This is a genomic window from Neisseria sp. P0009.S007 (assembly GCF_051962515.1).
Map to the genome: position 1 here is coordinate 1 of NZ_JBQCVF010001133.1, position 264 is coordinate 264.

Here is a 264-nt window from a genome sequence, read left to right on the forward strand (position 1 = left end):
GTCCACGGGCATGCGGGCGTAGGTGCGCACCAGCACTCGCGGCGGCAAATCGCCGGTCACCGCATGGGCCACGTGGCGCCATTCGATGAGCGGGCCGCAGTCCAGCGCATGGACCACGCGGCAGGGCCCGATGAAGGCTTCCAGCGGCACGGCGCCGATGGCTGCTCCGTCCGCTGCGTAGTGCAGGGGCGCGTCAGCGTGCGTGCCCACGTGGGGCGAGAGCGTGAGTGCACTCACGTTCACCGGGCAGCCGGGGCCCAGTGT

Annotated in this window: 1 protein-coding gene; it reads right to left on the reverse strand. The window is 72.0% G+C overall.

From position 1 onward, the window contains the following. Positions 1–237: cyclase family protein (locus ACTHS3_RS18040; protein ID WP_440368797.1), on the reverse strand; the 237-nt coding region annotated here is incomplete at its 3' end. Between the last annotated feature and the right edge of the window lie 27 nt (positions 238–264).